Source organism: Bacillus sp. SG-1, assembly GCF_000181495.1.
Taxonomy (GTDB): Bacteria; Bacillota; Bacilli; order Bacillales; family Bacillaceae_B; genus Rossellomorea.
The window spans coordinates 26,018-42,060 of the sequence record NZ_ABCF01000001.1; the positions used below are offsets into that span (position 1 = coordinate 26,018).

Annotated in this window: 18 protein-coding genes and 1 pseudogene; 16 read left to right on the plus strand and 3 right to left on the minus strand. The window is 42.3% G+C overall.

The features are described from left to right. Window positions 1-25: 25 nt before the first annotated feature. The 3 genes from BSG1_RS00160 to BSG1_RS00170 all read left to right on the plus strand — a co-directional run bounded on the left by BSG1_RS00160 (window position 26) and on the right by BSG1_RS00170 (window position 2,503). Window positions 26-994, plus strand: coding sequence for a nucleoside hydrolase (locus BSG1_RS00160; RefSeq protein ID WP_006834719.1), 969 nt, complete (start codon window positions 26-28; stop codon window positions 992-994). Window positions 995-1,095: 101 nt separating this feature from the next. Then, on the plus strand, window positions 1,096-1,923 hold the full coding sequence (locus tag BSG1_RS00165) for an SGNH/GDSL hydrolase family protein (RefSeq protein WP_044022123.1): 828 nt from the start codon (window positions 1,096-1,098) through the stop codon (window positions 1,921-1,923). Window position 1,924: 1 nt separating this feature from the next. Beyond that, window positions 1,925-2,503, plus strand: coding sequence for a YpmS family protein (locus BSG1_RS00170; RefSeq protein WP_006834721.1), 579 nt, complete (start codon window positions 1,925-1,927; stop codon window positions 2,501-2,503). A gap of 238 nt (window positions 2,504-2,741) precedes the next feature. Here the strand turns inward: BSG1_RS00170 and BSG1_RS00175 are convergent, their stop codons facing one another. Then, window positions 2,742-3,479, minus strand: a complete 738-nt coding sequence (locus tag BSG1_RS00175) for a DUF4397 domain-containing protein (protein ID WP_044022124.1) — start codon at window positions 3,477-3,479, stop codon at window positions 2,742-2,744. A 350-nt stretch (window positions 3,480-3,829) separates the two neighbouring features. On the opposite strand from BSG1_RS00175, the pseudogene rsgA reads away from it, so the two are divergent. The 4 genes and pseudogenes from rsgA to BSG1_RS00195 all read left to right on the plus strand — a co-directional run bounded on the left by rsgA (window position 3,830) and on the right by BSG1_RS00195 (window position 6,547). Continuing rightward, window positions 3,830-4,923, plus strand: a pseudogene (gene rsgA, locus BSG1_RS00180) (ribosome small subunit-dependent GTPase A). A gap of 62 nt (window positions 4,924-4,985) precedes the next feature. Next, window positions 4,986-5,555, plus strand: coding sequence for a peptide-methionine (S)-S-oxide reductase MsrA (msrA, locus tag BSG1_RS00185; RefSeq protein WP_006834725.1), 570 nt, complete (start codon window positions 4,986-4,988; stop codon window positions 5,553-5,555). Continuing rightward, window positions 5,552-5,977: a peptide-methionine (R)-S-oxide reductase MsrB gene (gene msrB, locus BSG1_RS00190; protein ID WP_006834726.1), complete on the plus strand. Its 426-nt coding sequence runs from the start codon at window positions 5,552-5,554 to the stop codon at window positions 5,975-5,977. Before msrA ends, msrB begins: the two co-directional genes overlap by 4 nt. 69 nt (window positions 5,978-6,046) lie before the next feature. Continuing rightward, complete coding sequence (locus BSG1_RS00195) at window positions 6,047-6,547, plus strand: PTS sugar transporter subunit IIA (protein WP_006834727.1); 501 nt, start codon at window positions 6,047-6,049, stop codon at window positions 6,545-6,547. An 18-nt stretch (window positions 6,548-6,565) separates the two neighbouring features. Here BSG1_RS00195 and BSG1_RS00200 read toward each other — a convergent pair whose 3' ends face one another. After that, a complete protein-coding gene (locus BSG1_RS00200; RefSeq protein ID WP_044022126.1) occupies window positions 6,566-7,162 on the minus strand; it encodes a DUF502 domain-containing protein in 597 nt (198 codons plus the stop codon). Between the two features lie 629 nt (window positions 7,163-7,791). On the opposite strand from BSG1_RS00200, the gene BSG1_RS19955 reads away from it, so the two are divergent. The 9 genes from BSG1_RS19955 to BSG1_RS00240 all read left to right on the plus strand — a co-directional run bounded on the left by BSG1_RS19955 (window position 7,792) and on the right by BSG1_RS00240 (window position 15,142). Further along, the gene (locus BSG1_RS19955) at window positions 7,792-7,938 is read left to right on the plus strand and encodes a YjcZ family sporulation protein (protein WP_083802806.1); all 147 of its coding nucleotides are present in this window, start codon (window positions 7,792-7,794) and stop codon (window positions 7,936-7,938) included. Window positions 7,939-8,086: 148 nt separating this feature from the next. After that, window positions 8,087-9,400, plus strand: coding sequence for an aspartate aminotransferase family protein (locus BSG1_RS00205; protein WP_006834730.1), 1,314 nt, complete (start codon window positions 8,087-8,089; stop codon window positions 9,398-9,400). Between the two features lie 20 nt (window positions 9,401-9,420). After that, window positions 9,421-10,107, plus strand: coding sequence for a CoA transferase subunit A (locus BSG1_RS00210; protein ID WP_006834731.1), 687 nt, complete (start codon window positions 9,421-9,423; stop codon window positions 10,105-10,107). Beyond that, a complete protein-coding gene (locus tag BSG1_RS00215) occupies window positions 10,092-10,751 on the plus strand; it encodes a 3-oxoacid CoA-transferase subunit B (protein ID WP_006834732.1) in 660 nt (219 codons plus the stop codon). The genes BSG1_RS00210 and BSG1_RS00215 overlap by 16 nt, the downstream gene beginning before the upstream one ends. 29 nt (window positions 10,752-10,780) lie before the next feature. Then, window positions 10,781-12,043, plus strand: coding sequence for a peptidase (locus BSG1_RS00220; RefSeq protein WP_044022128.1), 1,263 nt, complete (start codon window positions 10,781-10,783; stop codon window positions 12,041-12,043). A gap of 107 nt (window positions 12,044-12,150) precedes the next feature. After that, window positions 12,151-12,987: a putative beta-lysine N-acetyltransferase gene (gene ablB, locus BSG1_RS00225; RefSeq protein WP_006834734.1), complete on the plus strand. Its 837-nt coding sequence runs from the start codon at window positions 12,151-12,153 to the stop codon at window positions 12,985-12,987. A 143-nt stretch (window positions 12,988-13,130) separates the two neighbouring features. Then, window positions 13,131-14,537 (plus strand): lysine 2,3-aminomutase, encoded by a 1,407-nt coding sequence (gene ablA / locus BSG1_RS00230; RefSeq protein WP_006834735.1) that lies wholly within the window; start codon window positions 13,131-13,133, stop codon window positions 14,535-14,537. Next, window positions 14,530-14,817, plus strand: a complete 288-nt coding sequence (locus BSG1_RS00235) for a YokU family protein (protein ID WP_006834736.1) — start codon at window positions 14,530-14,532, stop codon at window positions 14,815-14,817. Before ablA ends, BSG1_RS00235 begins: the two co-directional genes overlap by 8 nt. Window positions 14,818-14,920: 103 nt before the next feature. Continuing rightward, window positions 14,921-15,142, plus strand: coding sequence for a YozE family protein (locus BSG1_RS00240; protein WP_006834737.1), 222 nt, complete (start codon window positions 14,921-14,923; stop codon window positions 15,140-15,142). Window positions 15,143-15,278: 136 nt separating this feature from the next. Here BSG1_RS00240 and BSG1_RS00245 read toward each other — a convergent pair whose 3' ends face one another. Next, window positions 15,279-15,848 (minus strand): DUF4256 domain-containing protein, encoded by a 570-nt coding sequence (locus BSG1_RS00245; RefSeq protein ID WP_044022131.1) that lies wholly within the window; start codon window positions 15,846-15,848, stop codon window positions 15,279-15,281. Window positions 15,849-16,043 lie beyond the last annotated feature (195 nt).

Genomic DNA, 16,043 nt, shown 5'->3' on the forward strand with positions numbered 1-16,043 from the left:
TATTTAATGATAGGAGTGCTGCTGTGTGCCAAAGAAAAAAGTACTGCTTTTTTCTGATTTCGGAGTGGATGATGTCATAGCTGTTCTTTATGCATTATACACTGAAGAAATTGAAATCGTTGGAATCGTCGCTGATTATGGAAATGTCTCCAAACAAACTGCATTACAGAATGTTAAGTTTCTTCAGAGTTTGACAGAAACGTCGAGACCTATTATAGGCGGTGCGGTTGCCCCTCTTACAGGAGACCTCCCGGAATATTTTCCGGAGATTCACGGGATTGCAGGGTTAGGGCCGATTATTCCTGAAAATCATGCCAGTGATGAGTCTTTTATGGAAAACTTTTTTGAAGTAAAGGCAATGATCACTAAATATCAGCAGGATATCACAATATACAGTGCAGGGAGGCTGACATCTTTGGCGACGGCCTTTATACTCTACCCGGAAACTATGAAGCTGGTAAAGGATATTTACATTATGGGAGGTGCGTTTGGGGTGCCGGGAAATGTCACCCCGGTTGCTGAAGCAAATATTTATGGTGATCCATATGCGGCTAATATTGTGTTGAAGCTCTCTCCAAAACCTGCTTACATCATTCCGTTGGATGTAACCAAATATGCAATCTTCACTCCAGAAATGATCAATGACCTTGATTTGTATTTTAAACAGACGGGGGATAAAGTGGGGGAGATCATAAAACCATTAGTTGACTATTATCAAAAGTTTTATAAGAAGACGTATCCGGATATTCAAGGCAGCCCTCTTCATGATCTGCTTGCCATGTGGGCGTTAAAGCCGGATTCAGAAATCGAATATGTTCAAGTGCCGGTCAGTATTGAAGTGAATATTGGGAATACGTTTGGACAAAGTTCGGGAGATTTCAGGGCCATCGCAGAGAAAGAAGATTGGAGAGTTCATAACGTGGCTGTTAATTTTAACTATCGAAACTTTATTGAAGATGTGTACGGTGCGTTTAAAAACCCTCCAAAGCGTTAAAAATTATAGCTATATCCAAATAGTAGGCATGTGTAAAAGAATCGGACTTAGAGAAGCTCTCATGATATAATGTTATTAAAAAATGAGAGGAGATGATTCTTATGAAAAATATGCTCTTCTCTCTCTTTTTAATCATGTTGCTCATTTCCGGGTGTTCCGGTTCAGGGATAATCTCGCACCAAAAAGTTACACACACTCTGATCCAGAAAGAGCAGCCACCGGTTGACTTTATCCCTAAGACTATAAATATCGTATCCGTCGGCGATTCATTGACACAAGGAGTCGGTGACAGCACAAAAAGCGGCGGATATGTTCCTTATCTTGAGGAAAGCCTGGAAGACCTGAGTGCTGTTAAGGATGCACAATTCTCGAATTTTGGTGTGAAGGGAAATCGAACTGATCAGTTATTAAAGCGGTTGAAAAACGAAGACATTAAAGGGGCCATTGAAGGCTCTGACCTGGTTTTCATCACGATTGGCGGCAATGATGTCATGAAAGTGTTCAAAGAGAACATTTATGACTTAAACCTGGCTGTGTTTAATGATGAAATGCTCAAATACAGGGACAGACTTCGTGAAATCATGTCACTGATCCGCTCCTACAATCCCGAGACAGGAATAGTCTTAATAGGCATCTATAATCCTTTCAATACCTGGTTTTCCGAGATTAAAGAGGTTGATGAAATCATCTTGAATTGGAACCGGTTGAGTGAAGATGTGCTTGCAAGGTATGAAAGGACAGCCTTTATTACAATAAATGATATCTTTATTGAAGGTAAAGAAAGCCTCCTTTTTGAGGAGGACTACTTTCATCCCAATGATCAAGGATATGAGTTAATGGCAGAGAGAATGTTTGAGGAGTTAACGGAACGGGAAACGTTAGCAGAACTAACTCAAAATGAATTCATTGTCAGGGAAGAGGGGCTTTAATATGAGAAACAGATGGAAGGCAGGCTTTTTTACTCTTCTGGGACTTAACATTTTGGTGATTCTGGGTGCTGCCGTTTTGTTGATGATTCCGTTAGAAGATGATGAGCTGTCTGAGAATAATTCTGAAGAGAGAGAAAATGTCGCTTTCCAAATAAGAGCGGCCAAAGATGATTTAAATCAAATGATAGACCACTATATTCAAGAAGAAGGATACAAAGGACCTGTGAATTATTCAGTGGTTCTAAATGACAATGTGGAACTCAATGGATCAGTTCCGGTCTTTACCAGTGAAATTAATTTCAAGATGACCTTTGAAGCTAAGGCTCTTGAGAACGGAGACTTGCTGCTGAAACAAAACTCCATTTCAGTAGGTGCATTAAAGCTGCCAGTGTCACACGTCCTGAAAATCATTAGAGATTCATACAATTTTCCTGAATGGGTCAAAATCCAGCCAAATGATGAACTGATTTATGTATCTCTTCAAAACCTGGAAATGAAGAGTGATTTACAAGTCAGGGCAGAAAAATTCGACCTGAAAAATGATGATATCGTGTTCAACATGCTTGTTCCGGTTGATTAAAATTGATTATTAGGGATTGTTCGTGAAACCCAACGTTCAAAAAAGAATTGGATATGATCATATGAAGTGGCCATGAGACACACTAATTTCAAAAAAGAAGAAAAAATGGCCTTATAAGGGTTCCTGGGCCACTCTAGTTCTAAATAAGTAATATAAGTGGTCTTCCACATTAAAAATTGTCCTGTAAATTGTCTGCTCAGACAAAACACAGGACAGTTTTTTATACCGCACACTATTTTCAACCCTTGACCATGAGTACTTCCAATTCCGGGGTCTCACCCAGAAGGCCAACAGCAAAGATGGTATAGGCCTGATTCGGTTTCAATGCGACATTCGGGAGGGCCAATGCCACATCCTTCGTGCCGGCTGCTCTGACTTCAAGGTTTACGGTCATAGGAGTAAGGCCGAGATAATCCGTTGCCTGCTTAAAAGAAACTTTAGGGAAAATCACATCTCCCTTTTTAACAGCAATATCTACAGCAGGAGCATTCGGAGACAAATGAATGAATCGTACCTTGGTCTCGCCTGATGGAACGAACGGATCGGTTATAAATGGGAGCAGCTGCAGCTTGTTGCCTTTCCCGACTGCTGCAAGGGTATAAATTTTTCCTGACTCAACCGTTACCCTTTTGCTGATGACCGTGCTCACACTCGTACCTGCAGGGTAGATATCAATATGGTATTTGCCCGCAGGCAATGCCATAAATTCACTAATGTCTTTGAATGCTAAATTGCCCAACGCTTTAGTTCCGTTTACATACACGTCTACATTTGGTGCATCTGGTACCGCATGAAGTACTCTGACCTGGGCAGGCCTAGACTGCTGGCGGTCCCTTGTACCATAAATGGCTTTTTGCATATTCTTTAAGTGTTTATGGTAGTAATGTATGTGAAGTCTTGGATCGGAGTATTTATAATACATGGATAACAAATCATACATAGCAGCTTTTTGAAGGTAGGGTTCTCTGTGCGTCATTTATCTCTCTCCTATATTTAAATTTACTTCAATACACTATGCAGGAGAGGAGAAATTGGTGAAAACACCTATTTTCATTAGATTTCTTCACGTTACCCAGGATTCTGGAAAGCAAATAACAAATCTTACTTCAAAAACCTATTGCGATTCTTGGAAGATTGATCCATAATAGTATTAACAAAAAGAAAGCAGGTGATGTGTTATGAGTAACTCTAAATTGTATGTTGCAGCTGATACCAATGACACGGCCTGCCTTCTATGTGCGGATATATCTTTTTAACCAGTTAAGAGTAAATCATCTGAACTGTTTTCTTTGATATGCATAATGAACCATGGCCGTGTCGGATGCCATGGTTTTTTTGCGTAAAATTATTCCGGATACGGATACATTAGGAGGAAACAGTTTGAACAAATTACAGACGATTTTTCAAGAAAGAATCAATCAATTAAATGATAAGTTGCTCGAGGTGGGACGGGTAACTTCCCAGCAAAAGGGGGTATATATGCTTGTGTCTCTCTACGGTGAATATCAAGCAAAGCTGACGGGGAAGTTTCATTATCAGGCACAGACCACTGATGAATTGCCAGCGGTTGGTGATTGGGTGGCATTTAAGGCTTTGGATAATAGGCAGGCAATGATTGAAAAAGTGCTGCCCCGAAATAGTAAGTTTTCAAGAAAGAAAGCCGGAGATGAAGCGGAAGAGCAAATCATCGCTGCCAATATAGATTATTTATTCATTGTGTCGTCATTGAACGGAGACCTAAACCTGAACAGGCTGGAAAGATACTTGCTGCTTTGTTGGGAGAGCGGGGCAAGTCCTGTGATTATTCTGAGCAAAATGGATTTATGTGAAAACCTGCCGGAAAAATTATCAGAAGTTGAAACCATTGCGATGGGTGTGCCGGTTTTTCCCGTTTCTTCACTAGACAAAAGAGGAATGGATCAGCTCGATCCCTATTTATCGGAAGGAAAAACAGTAGCATTAGTGGGATCTTCCGGTGTAGGCAAATCTACACTGCTTAACAGCTTAACTGGCAAGAGCTTGCAGGCTGTAAAAGAAATTAGAGAGAAGGACAGCAAAGGCAAACACACGACTACACACAGGGAAATGTTCTGCTAGGAGATGGTGCTTTCATTATTGATACTCCTGGAATGAGGGAGCTGCAAATGTGGGAAGGCAACGAAGGAATTTCTACTCAGTTTAATGATGTTGAAGAATTTGCTCAACTTTGCCGGTTTCGTGATTGCAGCCATGAAGATGAACCTCACTGCGCGATAAGAAAAGCTATTGAAGAAGGCGGTTTGTCAGAAGAAAGATACAGGAGCTATCAAAAGCTGTTGAGGGAAATTGAATACTCCAAGAGAAGAGCGGACAAGAGACTGCAATCATTGGAAAGAAAAAAGTGGAAGAACATCGGCCAAAATAGAGTCAGCCGCAGATAAATCTAATTCTTTTACCTCTTATCAAATAAACGTTAGAATTATGCAATAAAGGGAATATTGTAATGGAGAACAATGAAAGGATGAGAGTGATGAAGGAAACTTCCGAGACACGGAAAGCGACATTTGCAGGCGGCTGCTTTTGGTGCATGGTTCAGCCGTTTGAAGAAATGCCGGGGATAATCAAGGTGGTTTCGGGCTATACTGGCGGCCACAAAGCGAATCCGACTTATCGTGAAGTATGTACGGAAACAACCGGCCACTATGAAGCCGTTCAAATCACCTACAATCCGGAAACGTTTCCGTATGAGAAACTGCTGGAGCTTTACTGGCAGCAAATAGATCCCACCGATCCAGGCGGACAGTTCTTTGACCGAGGTGAATCTTATACAACTGCGATATTTTATCATGATGAAGAACAACGTCTGGCAGCAGAAAAGTCGAAAGAAGATCTCGAGAAGAGCAAGAAGTTTTCAAAACCGATTGTGACCAAGATCCTGCCGGCAAAAGAGTTTTTCGAAGCCGAAGAATATCATCAACAGTACCATAAGAAGAATCCTTCTCATTATCAAAGGTACAGCATAGGCTCAGGTAGAAAAGCGTTCATTCAAGAGCATTGGGGGGAGCAGAAATGAAAAAAGAAGACTTGAAAAAAGAACTGACACCGATGCAGTATGAAGTGACCCAAAACAATGGAACGGAACCGCCTTTCAAAAATGAATACTGGGATGAGTTCGGCGATGGAATTTATGTGGATATTGTTTCCGGCGAGCCCTTATTCAGCAGTAAAGACAAGTACGATGCAGGGTGCGGATGGCCGAGTTTCACAAAGCCCATCACTGAAGAAGAGGTCAAAGAAAAAATGGATTACAGCCATTTCATGGTGAGAAAGGAAGTCAGAAGCAAGTCTGGCGATTCTCACTTGGGACATGTGTTCGATGACGGGCCAGGGCCGACAAAGCTCAGATATTGCATTAATTCAGCGGCTTTAAGATTTATTCCAAAGGAAAACCTTGAAAAAGAAGGATATGGAGAATATAATAAACTTTTTGATTAAGATTGTGAAAGTGGAACAGTATCACACATTATCTCTAACAAACTAAGGTAAGAAGAAAGGCTGATAACAATGCTAAAGAAACTATTCGGAAAAAAAGAAGAAGCACCAACGTCCATCAACGTTCATTCACCGCTCACTGGAAAAATGTTGAGTCTTGATGAAGTGCCGGATCCGGTCTTCTCTCAAAAAATGATGGGCGATGGAATTGCCATTGACCCGGCTGAAGGAAAAGTCGTTTCGCCTGTTGACGGTGAAATCATTCAAGTATTTCCAACAAAACACGCGGTTGGAATCAAAGCTAAAAATGGAGCGGAAATCTTGATCCATATTGGACTGGAAACAGTATCGATGAACGGGGAAGGTTTTGAAGCCCACGTTTCTGAAGGTAAGAAAGTAAAGGTTGGAGATCCTCTAGTAACATTCGATATGGATCTTGTAAAAGAAAAAGCAAAAAGTACAATCACCCCCGTCATCCTTACGAATGGAGATGACTTCGGAGATATCAAAAAAGAAGAAGCTGGAGTTGTAACTGCTGGACAAAGCCAGGTTATGACGATTGCTGTAAAATAAGAGAAAAGAGCTGAGTGATCAGCTCTTTTTTATATTCTTGCTATTTGAAGAAGTCATTCCACCGGAAAGGATGAATTTCATCGCATCCTCTGGACTGACGTCTATAATTTCAATCTCCTCTTTTGGAACCAAAAAGGTAAATCCGGCAACCTGGAATGTTTGCGGGATGTAGACAGCAGCATATTTTTCAAGCGGGCTGTGAAACAGCTCAAGCTGTTCAGAAGTAATGAACCCCAGTGATTTCATTCCCGTACCCGGAAGTGTAACCAGCGCTACCTTTGAAAATGATTTCTTTTCGCCAATAAACGAGTGGACTGTATCCTTAATAATGCTGTATAGAGTTTTGACCAATGGGATTTTTGTCAGACCAAAGTCTAGAAGCTTGATGACTGATCCCGTAATAAATTTAGTGGAAAGCCAGCCCAAAAGTGTGATTAATACCACCGTCATTAATAAACCGATGCCTGGGATATAATGCTCATTGAAGTGTGGCTTCAGCAAATTTCCAAGCAGGCCGTCGAGGAAAATAAAAAGCTTGTAAACTACATAAATCACCAAGCCGATTGGCAAGATGGTCAACACACCATTAAGAAAATTTTTAATAAAGTACTTCATTTCGGTTCTCCTTATCTCATTAGCTGTAGTGAAAGAACTCATTTGTCCATTACTAAAGACAGAGCTATCTGTGCAGCTCTGTGGTAAGTATAATGCAAATTAGTGCTTTCGGAAAGACTGAGATTAACCGATTGTACTGGTCTGGCCTGTGGTGAATAACAATAAAACTGCTCTAGAGGACGATAAACTAGAAAAAGAGGAATTAAAGTCCTGTAGGAGGCCCGCTAAAGGACGTTAAATCAGAAAAAGTAAAATTAAAGTCTTATAGGAGCCCGTTAAAGGACGTTAAATCAGAAAAAGTAAAATTAAAGTCCTATAGGAGCCCGCTAAATGACGTTAAATCAGAAAAAGAGAAAATAAAGTCCTATAAACAGCCGCTAACGGAAGTTAAATTAGAAAAAGAGAAAAGAAAGTCCTACAAGCCATTTCCTGCTCATAACGAAAAACCGAAACTCTTATATACGCCTCTAATGAATGAAAAACCGAAACGATTTTCCTTCCCAAAAAGTTGCACCCCCATCACCCTGCAAACAAATTCACTCCCGCCTATTTTAGGCGAATGCATAAACACATTAGGCGCTTTTTACATACAGTAATGGTGAAGCAGAAAAAAATGAGGAGTGATTTGAATGCACTACGGTTATGACGATTGTTGTTATGGTTACCCTGCAGCACCGGTAGCGGGTGTTGGTTATCATGGGGGATTTGCGTTGATTGTTGTGTTGTTTATTTTGTTAATCATCATCGGTGCAGTGTGCTACGCCCCTAAACATTAATCTAAACAGTTATAAATGAATAAAAACATGAAAGGCCGATAGTTTATCGGTCTTTTTTTCGTGAACTTTTTTTCCGTATGAAAGATTCGCCGTATTAAACATAAGTATTAGTAAGAGTAGAACTCCACTTAAATCAGGAGGGGGTTTCATGCCTCATTCTCACTTAATCAAGCCGATGCTTTCAGGGTATTATCCCGAAATCGATTACGGCAAAGGTATATTTTTATATGACAAGGCGGGTTTTGAATATTTGGATGCATGTTCTGGTGCAGTGACGGCCAATATCGGGCATGGCATTGAGGAAATTTTGCAAGCTATTTACAGACAGGGGCAGCAGGTTTCGTTTGTCTATCGTTCACAATTTACGAACGAGCCAAGTGAACAACTTGCTGCCCTTCTTTCGCAAGAAACTGGACTGGATTGGTGCTTCTTGGTAAACAGTGGATCGGAAGCAGTGGAGACAGCGATGAAGATCGCAGTGCAGCATTGGCAAGAGAAAGGGAAACCTGCAAAGCGCAGAATCATATCCAGGTGGTTAAGCTATCATGGAATTACATTCGGGGCGCTATCAGCCTCGGGCCATCCGGTGAGGAGAGAACGGTTTGATTCTTTTGTGGGAGATTGGCCTGCTGTCGAGCCCCCGTACTGTTACAATTGTCCTTTTGGGAAAACGTACCCTCAGTGCAATGTACAATGCGCCAGGCAGCTTGAGACGGTCATACGAAGGATCGGAGAAGGTAATGTTGCTGCATTTATTGCCGAACCTGTCATTGGTGCAGCAGGAGGAGCCATCGATGCTCCCAAAGAGTACTTCAAAATTGTCAAAGAAATTTGTGAAAAATACGATGTCTTATTGATTTCGGATGAAGTGATGACCGGTTGCGGCAGGACGGGAACTTTCCTGGCGATGGACCAATGGGGCGTCAGGGCGGATATTGTTGCCCTTGGAAAGGGGCTGAGTGCAGGATACGCACCGATTGCGGCTGCTCTTATGTCCAAAGAAGTACTGGAGCCGATTCTAAAAGGGTCGCAAGTGATCATGAGCGGACACACATTCAGTGGAAATCCTCTTTCCAGTGCAGCTGCGCTCGCAGTTTTAAAGCTAATAAAATCAGAAAAATTGATTGAAGGAGTACATGGAAAAGGGAAATACCTGCGGAAGAAGCTGAACGAGTTAAGGAAAAATTATTCCTTTATTGGGGAAGTGCGCGGAAAAGGCCTGTTGCTAGGGATCGAATTCTCTAGATCTGTTGCCGGAAAAACAATCGATTCCGCTTTTACCACAATGGTGGTTGAAGAAGCAAAAAAGGAAGGACTGCTGCTCTACCCAGCTGCGGCAGGATTGGATGGAAGGAGCGGTTCAGCGATATTGATTGCACCGCCACTTACGATTACAACTGATGAACTGGATGAGCTCATCGTCAGGTTGAAGCGAACCTTAAAAGCTCTTTCAGAGACATGAAATGAAGGAAGGGAATGAATATGGGTGGACAAAAAGTCAGCAGCTATGATGAAGTAAAGGGTTTTTTCCGTAACGGAATGACCTTGATGTTCGGGGGGTTCGGCGGAGTGGGCTCACCTCCGACACTTATTCGTCACCTTCTTCAATGGGAAATCACAAACCTTACATTAGTAGGAAACGATACAGGCTTTCCAACGATAGGAATCGGGCAGCTCGTAACAGAGGGAAGAGCGGTAAAAGTGATAGCTTCCCATATTGGCAGCAATCCTGTTGCGGGACGTTTGATGAGCGAAGGGAAGCTTGAAGTTGAGTTTTCTCCTCAAGGAATATTAGCAGAGAGAATAAGAGCGGGCGGCAGCGGGATGAAAGGCATAATCACAGATATCGGGGTGGAAGACCCTTACTTGAACAAAGACAAACCTACAATTGAATTAGATGGAAAAACATATATGGTTGAAACGGCGCTGACGGCAGAAGTTGGAATCGTCTATGCGCGCAAGGCCGATAAGCTTGGCAACCTTGTTTATGATAAAAGGGCGCGGAACACCAACCCTCTTGTAGCAATGGCTGCTGACATCACCATTGTGGAGGCCGAAGAAATTGTCGAACCCGGAGAACTGAATCCGGAAGAAATCGTAACTTCTGGGGTTTTTGTAGATAAAATCGTTAGGTCTGAAGGGGTTGATTGGCAGTGGGCTTGGGAGTAAAAGAGAAAAATAAAATGGCAGCCAGAGCAGCAGAAGAAATTGCCGATGGGATGGTTGTGAACTTAGGTATTGGGATTCCATCTTTAATTCCAAATCATTTGAAGGGTATCCGGAATGTCATCTTTCATGCTGAGAATGGAATTCTGGCTATGGGAAAATCACCGGTTAAAGGCGAAGAAGATGCCAATCTATGCAATGCAGGAGGGTATCCCGTTACCCTTGAAACAGGCGGAAGTTATTGTGACAGTGCGACTGCCTTCAGCATCATCAGACGGGGGCTGCTGGACCTTACGATTCTGGGTGCACTTCAAGTCAGTGAAAAAGGCGATCTGGCCAATTGGATCATCCCTGGCAAGAAAGTTCCCGGCATGGGGGGAGCAACTGAGCTGGCAATGAAGACTAAGACAGTCATTGTCGTGATGGCCCAGTGTGATAAATACGGAAGAAGCAAGATAGTGAAAGAGTGCACGCTTCCCCTGACAGCGAAAGGATGTGTAAACGTCATTATAACTGAAATGGGAGTCTTGAAAGTTACAGAAACAGGGCTGACGCTGACAGAAATATTCAACCCTTATACCCTTGAGGATTTCAAGAAGAATACAGAAGCCAACTATACCGCAGCTGACACCCTTCGTTTTATTTAGGAAAACCTAAGAAAAAGGAAGTGAAAGGAATGGACAATAATGCGGTCAAGCAATGGATTCAAAGCCGTGAACTCCAAGCTGTCCGTCTTTTGCAAAAGCTGGTTCAAGAAAAAAGTGTTAGAGGTAATGAGTCAAAAGCACAGGCGGTCATCATAGAAAAATGCCGGGAAATCGGATTAAAGCTGGATATCTGGGAAATTGAAAAAAAAGATGTGCTCCATCACCCATTTTTTCGGTGTGATAGGGAGGACTTCCTGGGAAACCCCAATGTAATCGGCGTTTGGAAAGGAACAGGAGGGGGAAGGTCCATTATCCTCAACGGCCATATCGATGTTGTGCCTGAAGGTGATGAATCAACTTGGAATATCGACCCTTATAGCGGCGAATATATGAACGGGAAGGTATTCGGGAGAGGGTCAACGGATATGAAAGGCGGAACGGTCGCCCTGCTTCTTGCCATTGAAGCATTAAAAGAAAATGGTATTGAGCTGAAGGGAGATATCATTTTTCAAAGTGTAATAGAAGAAGAGAGCGGCGGGACCGGGACACTGGCAGCTTTATTAAGGGGATATACTGCCGATGCAGCAATCATTCCCGAGCCAACAAATTTGAAATTGTTCCCAAAACAGCAGGGATCCATGTGGTTCAGAATATTGGTCAAGGGCAAACAGGCTCACGGAGGCACCCGTTATGAAGGCGTGAATGCCATTGAGAAAGCAATAACCGTCGTGCAGGTCCTTCAGGATCTCGAAAAGCGCAGAAATGAAAATATAAAGGACCCGCTTTATAGGAATATACCAATTCCTTTTCCAATCAATATAGGAAAACTAGAAAGTGGAAAATGGCCCTCTTCCGTTCCGGACCTTGCAGTGATTGAGGGCAGGATTGGCGTAGGGCCTCAAGAAACCATGCAAGCAGTAGAGAAGGAAATGGAAACCACTCTTAGGGAACTTGCAGAGAAGGATGCCTGGTTTGCTCAGCATCCTGTAAAATTGGAATGGTTTGGAGGAAGGTGGCAGCCGGGCAGCCTTGAGTCTGATCATCCCTTCATGGAAGTGGTCAGCGAAGCATATGAACAGGTTTTCGATTCACCGCCAGTCGTTGAAGCATCTCCTTGGGGGACAGATGGAGGCATTCTGTCGAAAGGCGGGAACATCCCTGTCGTTGTATTCGGTCCGGGCACTACGGAAGCAGCCCATGATGCAAACGAATATATTGAAGTCCCAAAAATCCTTCAGTCAGCAGAAGTTATTGCCTTGGCTATCCTAAAGTGGTGTGAAGCAGAAGAGTAGCCGGTAGTCTTAAGTAATTCGGGGGCTGATGGTTGAGTACCGTTGCCATGAAAGGGTCCTGTCTTCACTCGTCTAATGTTATTCATTTTAAGAAAGGAGGGATAGTCATGCAATATTCGCAAAAAATCATAGGATCAAAAGCTAACATATTAGTGTATTGCGATCACATTAATAAGAGAATCAGGATTGATGAATATTCAGGTAACCTTGAGGAAGTCGCAAAGTTAATTGAGGAATCCGCCCAGGAAAATGAAGTTCAGAAAATAATCATGAAAGCTCGGAGTGAGCACCTCCTTTCATTTCTTGAAAACGGATATGAGCTGGAGGCTGTAATAAAAGGATTCTTCAACGGCAGTGATGTGTATTTTCTCGCAAAGTTTAAGACAGAAGAGCGAAAGATGTCCACCCACTGGCAAAAATCCGAAAAAATATTTGTAGAAGTAGAGGAAATCGAACGGGAAAAAAGGAACCCGCTTCATAAATTTCAACTCCGAAAAGCTGAGCTGAAAGATAGCAAAAGGCTGGCGGCCCTTTATGAAGAGGTATTTCCGGTTTACCCGGTACCGTTACAAAAACCCGAATATGTCCGGAAAGCTATCGAAAGTGGAACAGTCTTTCTTTTTATTGAAAAAAACCAAGAAATCATCAGTGCGGCCTCAGCCGAAATAGATTCATTACACGGAAATGCTGAACTGACGGATTGTGCCACACTCCCTTCTTTTAGAGGTGGAGGTCTGATGAAGCAGCTCTTGAATGGGCTCGAAGAAGAGCTGACAAAACAGCAAATATTTTGTGTGTATACAATAGCCAGGTCGCTGTCATTCGGAATGAACGCTGCCTTCAAACAGCTTGGGTACCGGTATGGAGGAAGGCTTGTGAACAACTGCTATATTTACGATAAGATGGAGGATATGAATATCTGGTGGAAGGACTTAAGCACATAATGAAAGTCTTTCTGCTTCTCAGGTGAAAACTTGAAACCATTTCTCCTGGCCCATCATAGCCTAGAAGTAATATAAACTGATTCATTGGTTCTGTGGAAGTGCTGTCAGTCTAGTGAAATGATGGAGAAGGGTTGGTGCCTTATATGTTAAACGATTTATATAAACCGAAGAGACATTGGAAGGACATAGAAGTTTGGAAGGATGTCACAGAAGAGCAATGGAATGATTGGATCTGGCAATTGACAAATACAATCAGGACATTGGATGATTTAAAAAAAGTAATTAATTTGACTCCTGAGGAAGAAGAGGGGGTCAGAATCTCCACGAAAACAATCCCGTTGAATATTACTCCTTATTACGCCTGGCTTATGAATGAAGAAGATGACCGCTGTCCGATCAGGATGCAGTCTGTGCCAATAGGGAAAGAGATCCATAAAACGAAGTATGACATGGAAGATCCGCTTCATGAAGATGAAGATTCTCCTGTGCCCGGCCTGACACACAGATATCCTGACCGCGTACTGTTTCTTGTCACCAACCAATGTTCGATGTACTGCCGTTACTGTACACGCCGGCGATTTTCCGGACAAATTGGCATGGGAGTACCAAAGAAACAGCTCGATGAAGCAATTAATTATATACGGGAAACTCCACAAGTAAGAGACGTTCTTCTTTCCGGAGGGGATGGTCTTCTTATCAATGATAAAATCCTCGAGTACGTTCTCAAAAATTTAAGAGACATACCACATGTGGAAATTATCCGAATCGGCACGAGAGCACCAGTCGTATTTCCGCAGAGGATAACAGAAAATCTTTGTAATATACTGAAAAAGTATCACCCTGTCTGGCTGAACACTCACTTTAATACTTCCATTGAAATCACTGAAGAGTCGAAAAAAGCTTGTGAAATGCTGGTAGATGCCGGCGTACCGGTCGGGAACCAGGCGGTGATCCTTGCCGGGATCAATGACAGTGTACCAATTATGAAGAAATTGATGCATGATCTGGTGAAAATACGTGTCCGCCCTTATTATATTTATCAATGTGATCTGTCTGAAGGGATCGGCCACTTCAGGGCGCCGGTTTCCAAAGGTCTTGAAATTATTGAAGGCTTGAGGGGGCATACTTCAGGTTACGCAGTCCCTACATTTGTAGTAGATGCTCCAGGAGGCGGAGGGAAAATTGCCCTTCAGCCGAATTATATGATCTCACAAAGTGCAGATAAAGTGGTTCTCCGCAATTTTGAAGGAGTTATCACTACTTATCCTGAGCCAGAGAACTATATCTCTGGGAGAGCGGATGATTACTTCAATTCAATTTATCCGATGGAAGGCTATAAATCAGCAATCGGCATCAATGGACTGCTGAATGAATCAAAATCTTCCCTGGTTCCTGAAGGTTTGAACAGACTGGATAGAAGGGAAAATTACGTTACGAACCCCGAGCACAAATCACTGAAAGATCTCCGTGAGAAGAGAGATGCACTGAAGGAGAAAAAGTACCAGGCGCAGCTGAAAAAAATGGAAAAGGCAGAGTCTTCAGATGAGTGAGAGGTTTGAATGTTCATGGTGCGGGGAACAACAAGCATATGGAAGCAGCGGGCCTGTGTTTTGGGAATTGCCAGATGGCTCAAGAGCCATTGAAATCACCGGAACCCCCCAAATTTTTTGCAGCAGCTGCGGTATTGTGTATACAGAGGAAGCGGTTACAATTGAGATTGAAGACCAGCTGCTCCTTATCGATACAAAGGTACTTGAAGATAAGGTGGCCTATCAGCACTTAATGAATATAGAGAGGAAACTCAAAAGAAATTATTTTCGATTTGATTGAATGCTCTTTACGTATTCCTCTTGTTTATGTATCCTTATAAAAAGCATTAACAACTGTTCCAGTCGAAGATAGATTAAACAGTTTTACAGGGCAGGAGATCACGATGAGAAAATCTTTTTATCATTTTCTAATGAAATACCGTCAACCTACCGCTCGTGATGAACTCACGGCTTTTGCAAATAGTGTATACGACGATCTTGCTTTCCCAAAGCAGGCCGAGGAGTATAATGAAGTCAGTTCCTACCTTGAACTGAACGGCCATTATCTTGAAAGCATGAGGATTTTTGATGATGCGTGGGAAAGGTATTTAATTGAAGAGGAATGAACTTGGAAAGCACGCCTGTTTTATCAGGCGTGCTTTTTATCTACACCCGATTTATTTCCTCTGACCTTATGTAAATAAAAAAAACACAAGCTCAGATTATAATCTGAGCTTGTTCATGTAATGTCAATTTCCACACCTAAACTGACAGAGAGCCGCGAAAACCTCTGGACGAATAGTAGGATTCTGCTCCGTTGTGATATACGAAGACGTGACCATAGCGGTAATCGCAAAAGAGTGCACCGCCAAGCTCTCTAATAACAGATGGCGTCTTTACCCAACTCGACGATTTCTTGTCAAAGTTTTCGAGCTTCTGTAATGCTCTATACTGTTCTTCTGATAGAAGGTCTATACCCATAGAAGCGGCCATATCAATCGCGTTATTATCAGGCTTATGTTTTTTTCTCGACTCCCAAGCCGCACGGTCATAACACACACTTCTGCGGCCTTTGGGGCTTTCCGGAGAACAATCACAAAAAATGTATGTTTCCTTCTGGTTGTCGTAATCCACAACATCCGGTTCACCACCGGTTCTTTCCATTTCATTGAGCGACCACAGCTTGTCCGGGTTTGCTTTCAGTTTTGCTTGGACCTTATCCCATTCAAGTTCTTTATGACGATTCATATTCTTCTCAAAACGATCTGTCAAAGCGTTAAGTAGTTCGTCGCTTTGCTCAAGTGACAACGCGTTTTTACTGTTCAATGTCATGATCATTCCCCTTTTAATGATTAGAGTATAAATGCTTTTATTTGCGATAGTTTCCATTAAGAAGGATTTTAGTACCAATCACCACTAAAAAGTTTAAAAGTAAAATACTGCCCTTTAGCCATTCTACTATAGGTTTTTATTGTAAGTAAATTCCTTCCACATAATTGTTCCACTGCTTACATTATGTACCTATCA

Excerpts from the sequence above, each read along its gene's own strand:
- BSG1_RS00165 (WP_044022123.1), top strand. The coding sequence starts at position 1,096 with ATGAAAAATATGCTCTTCTCTCTCTTTTTAATCATGTTGCTCATTTCC.
- BSG1_RS00170 (WP_006834721.1), top strand. The coding sequence starts at position 1,925 with ATGAGAAACAGATGGAAGGCAGGCTTTTTTACTCTTCTGGGACTTAAC.
- BSG1_RS00175 (WP_044022124.1), bottom strand. The coding sequence starts at position 3,479 with ATGACGCACAGAGAACCCTACCTTCAAAAAGCTGCTATGTATGATTTG.
- msrA (WP_006834725.1), top strand. The coding sequence starts at position 4,986 with ATGGAGAACAATGAAAGGATGAGAGTGATGAAGGAAACTTCCGAGACA.
- msrB (WP_006834726.1), top strand. The coding sequence starts at position 5,552 with ATGAAAAAAGAAGACTTGAAAAAAGAACTGACACCGATGCAGTATGAA.
- BSG1_RS00195 (WP_006834727.1), top strand. The coding sequence starts at position 6,047 with ATGCTAAAGAAACTATTCGGAAAAAAAGAAGAAGCACCAACGTCCATC.
- BSG1_RS00200 (WP_044022126.1), bottom strand. The coding sequence starts at position 7,162 with ATGAAGTACTTTATTAAAAATTTTCTTAATGGTGTGTTGACCATCTTG.
- BSG1_RS19955 (WP_083802806.1), top strand. The coding sequence starts at position 7,792 with ATGCACTACGGTTATGACGATTGTTGTTATGGTTACCCTGCAGCACCG.
- BSG1_RS00205 (WP_006834730.1), top strand. The coding sequence starts at position 8,087 with ATGCCTCATTCTCACTTAATCAAGCCGATGCTTTCAGGGTATTATCCC.
- BSG1_RS00210 (WP_006834731.1), top strand. The coding sequence starts at position 9,421 with ATGGGTGGACAAAAAGTCAGCAGCTATGATGAAGTAAAGGGTTTTTTC.
- BSG1_RS00220 (WP_044022128.1), top strand. The coding sequence starts at position 10,781 with ATGGACAATAATGCGGTCAAGCAATGGATTCAAAGCCGTGAACTCCAA.
- ablB (WP_006834734.1), top strand. The coding sequence starts at position 12,151 with ATGCAATATTCGCAAAAAATCATAGGATCAAAAGCTAACATATTAGTG.
- ablA (WP_006834735.1), top strand. The coding sequence starts at position 13,131 with ATGTTAAACGATTTATATAAACCGAAGAGACATTGGAAGGACATAGAA.
- BSG1_RS00235 (WP_006834736.1), top strand. The coding sequence starts at position 14,530 with ATGAGTGAGAGGTTTGAATGTTCATGGTGCGGGGAACAACAAGCATAT.
- BSG1_RS00240 (WP_006834737.1), top strand. The coding sequence starts at position 14,921 with ATGAGAAAATCTTTTTATCATTTTCTAATGAAATACCGTCAACCTACC.
- BSG1_RS00245 (WP_044022131.1), bottom strand. The coding sequence starts at position 15,848 with ATGACATTGAACAGTAAAAACGCGTTGTCACTTGAGCAAAGCGACGAA.